Raw genomic sequence first — 3,176 nt, 5'->3', positions numbered from 1 at the left:
GCCGGGTTTGCGGTTGGTGGTGGGCTGAGCCTGCATCCGCTGGCGGTTTGGCCGGGTTCCCGTGATCGCATGTTGGGTGGCAAGGGCTGCGGGGCCGCCGGGGGTACCATCGGCAGCGCAGAAGCGGCGCTTGAGCTGCTCGTGGAGCTGGGATGGACGACGTATTTGAGGGTTCGAAGGGCTGCCTGCTCTGCTTTGAGGAAGAGCAGACCATTGCCGGTGCGGCCGCCCAGGCGGCTGGGCTGGTGCTGTCCGTGATCGAACGCCACCGCTTTCCCGATGGCGAATTGCGCCTGCGCTTACCCGAGGTGCTACCGCCGCGGCTGGTGTTCTGGCGCACGCTGGACCACCCCAATGAAAAATTGGTGGAGTTGCTGCTCGCGGCGCAATCCGCACGCCAACTCGGCGCCCGGCACCTGACTCTGGTGGCGCCCTATCTGGCCTATATGCGCCAGGACATGGCGTTCAACCCCGGCGAAGTGGTGAGCCAGCGCGTGATTGGGCACTTTCTGGCCAACCTGTTCGACGCTGTCATCACGCTCGACCCGCACCTGCACCGTGTGGCCACGCTGCGCGAGGCTATTCCCTTGCCGGACGCGGTGGCGCTCAGTGGCGCGCCGCTGCTGGCCGACCACATCGCGCAGCAGCGCCAGAACGTGTTGCTGCTGGGCCCGGACGAAGAGGCCTTGCAATGGGTCGCCTTGGCGGCGCAGCGCCACGGCTGGGACCACGGCGTGTGCCGCAAGACCCGTCATGGCGACCGCCAGGTGGATGTGGCACTGCCCGACCTGCCGCTCAAAGGCCGTCAAGTGGTGTTGATGGACGACGTGGCCAGTTCCGGCCACACCCTGGCGCAGGCCGCCCGGCAGTTGCGCGCCGCAGGCGCGGCGTCGGTGGACGCCGCCGTGACCCATGCCTTGTTTGCCGAAGGCGCGGTGCGCCTGGTGCGCGAAGCCGGCGTGGGTGAAATCTGGAGCACCGATTGCATTGCCCACCCGAGCAACGCGGTGAGCATCGTGCCCTTGGTGGCGCACACGTTGGCGGAGCTGGCGGCCGCTGTTCGATAGCGCGATGCGCAAGGGCTCAGGCCAGCGCTTCGTGCACGAAGTCCAACCGGTCCTGGCAGAAGAAAATGTGTCCGTCGACAAAGCAGGTGGGTGCGCCGAAGACGCCGCGTGACACCGCTTCTTCGGTGTTGGCCACCAGTTGGGCTTTTACGGCCGAGTCGCCGACCATGGCGGTGAACGCGGCGGTGTCAAAACCGGCTTCGGACAGCACCCCTTCCAGTTCGGAGACGTCGCCCAGGTTGCGCGGCAGCACCCACATGGCCTTGAACACGGTCTTGATGTAGCGTTCGAATTCTTGGGGCTGATGCATTTGCATGCCGACCGCGCCGCGCATCAGCGTGAGCGTGTTGATGGGAAAGTTCGGGTTGAAGTTGAACGGAACGCAATAGCGCTTGGCCCAGCGCGGGAGGTCGGTGTTCATCCAGCGGCCTTTGGCCGCCACCGCCGCAGGGCTGGTGTTGCCAGTGGCCTTGAACACGCCGCCGAGCAGCATGGGCCGGTACACCAACTGCGCATCCGCATTTTTTGCGATGTCTGGCAACTGTGTGTAGGCCAGGTAGGCCGTGGGACTGCCGAAATCGAAAAAGAATTCAACGGATTTTTCGCTCATGACGGTTCTCGTTTTCACCAGGTTTCGGACCAGGGGCGCAGGTCCGTCTCAAACGTCCAGGCGCTGCGGGGCTGGCGGTGCAGTTGCCAGTAGGTTTCTGCGATGTGTTCCGGGTTCAGGATACCGTCTTGCTCTTTGAGCGCATAACGCTCGGGGAAATTGTCGGCAATGAAGCGGGTGTCGATGGCGCCATCGATCACCACATGCGCCACGTGAATCCCTTGCGGTCCGAGTTCGCGTGCCAGGCTTTGTGCCAGCGCGCGCAGTGCATGCTTGGCGCCGGCAAAGGCCGAAAAGCCAGCCCCGCCGCGCAGGCTGGCGGTGGCGCCGGTGAACAGAATGGTGCCTTTGCCGCGCGGCAACATGGCCTTGGCGACCTCGCGCCCCATCAGAAAGCCGGCCAGCGCACCCATTTCCCAGACCTTGCGGTAGACGCGCTCGGTGGTCTCGGTGACGGGGAAGTGCACGTTGGCGCCGATGTTGAACACCGCCACTTCGATGGCACCGACTTCGCGCTCGATCTGTTCGACCAGGGCGATCACCGCGGCCTCGTCGCGCGCGTCCGAGCCGAAACCACGGGCTTGTCCGCCTTCGGCCTGGATGCGTTCGACCAGCGGCACCAACTTGTCGGCCTGGCGCCGGGTCACGCAGGCGGTGTAGCCTTCGCGCGCAAAGCGGCGGGCGATGGCGCCACCGGTGGCGTCTCCGGCACCCACGACCAGGGCCGCGCCTGCGCCACTCATGCGCGCGCTCCGGCCCCGGCATCTTGCGCGAGCATGCCCGAGAGGCGTTGCAGGATGAGGCCCTCGGCTTCGTGCACGATGCGCTCGATCAGATCTTTGACCGTGGGCACGTCGTGGATGAGCCCCGCCACCATGCCGCAACTCCAGGCGCCAGCCTCCACATCGCCTTGCTGCATCACGCGTGGATAGACACCGCCCACGAGTTCGCGGATGTCTTCGATGCCCAGGGCTTCGCCCTTGTCGCGCTCGATTTCGATGATGCGTTCAACCGCCGGGTTGTTCAGCACGCGCTCGGTGTTGCGCAGGCCGCGCATGATCAACCGGGTATCGAGTTCGCTGGCCGCCACCAGCGCCTGCTTCACGTTGTCGTGCACCGGCGCTTCCCGGGTTGCAATGAAGCGCGTGCCCATGTTGATGCCCTCGGCCCCCAGCGCCAGAGCGGCCACCAGGGAGCGGGCATCGGCCATGCCACCCGATGCGACAAAAGGAATCTTCAGCTCTTCGGCGGCGCGCGGCAGCAGGATGAAGTTGGGAATATCGTCTTCGCCCGGGTGGCCGCCGCACTCAAAACCATCCACGCTGACCGCGTCGCAACCGATTTTTTCGGCTTTGAGCGCGTGGCGCACCGAGGTGCATTTGTGGATCACCTTGATGCCGCCCGCGTGCAGGGCCGGCATGTATTGCTCAGGGCTGCGCCCGGCGGTCTCCACCACTTTCACGCCACCTTCGATGATGGCGGCGATGTATTCGGGATAG

The 3,176-nt window shown here is 65.5% G+C and carries 4 protein-coding genes; 1 reads left to right on the top strand and 3 read right to left on the bottom strand.

Translation table 11 applies throughout. The features are described 5' to 3' along the window. The first annotated feature begins 152 nt into the window (after positions 1-152). The gene (locus ABYB95_RS20175; protein WP_372661057.1) at positions 153-1,067 is read left to right on the top strand and encodes a ribose-phosphate diphosphokinase; all 915 of its coding nucleotides are present in this window, start codon (positions 153-155) and stop codon (positions 1,065-1,067) included. Positions 1,068-1,083: 16 nt separating this feature from the next. On the opposite strand, the gene ABYB95_RS20170 is transcribed toward ABYB95_RS20175, so the two are convergent. The 3 genes from ABYB95_RS20170 to ABYB95_RS20160 form a co-directional block, all read right to left on the bottom strand. Next, positions 1,084-1,677, bottom strand: coding sequence for a 2-hydroxychromene-2-carboxylate isomerase (locus ABYB95_RS20170; protein ID WP_372661054.1), 594 nt, complete (start codon positions 1,675-1,677; stop codon positions 1,084-1,086). Between the two features lie 14 nt (positions 1,678-1,691). After that, positions 1,692-2,420 (bottom strand): SDR family oxidoreductase, encoded by a 729-nt coding sequence (locus tag ABYB95_RS20165; RefSeq protein ID WP_372661051.1) that lies wholly within the window; start codon positions 2,418-2,420, stop codon positions 1,692-1,694. Continuing rightward, the coding region (locus ABYB95_RS20160; RefSeq protein ID WP_372661048.1) for an NAD(P)H-dependent flavin oxidoreductase at positions 2,417-3,176 on the bottom strand (760 nt) is incomplete at its 5' end. The genes ABYB95_RS20160 and ABYB95_RS20165, both read right to left, overlap by 4 nt.

This window comes from Hydrogenophaga sp., assembly GCF_041633695.1.
In the GTDB taxonomy this organism is placed as follows: domain Bacteria; phylum Pseudomonadota; class Gammaproteobacteria; order Burkholderiales; family Burkholderiaceae_C; genus Hydrogenophaga.
Note: the sequence above shows the minus strand (reverse complement) of the source record. Positions and strands in the feature narration are given on the sequence as shown.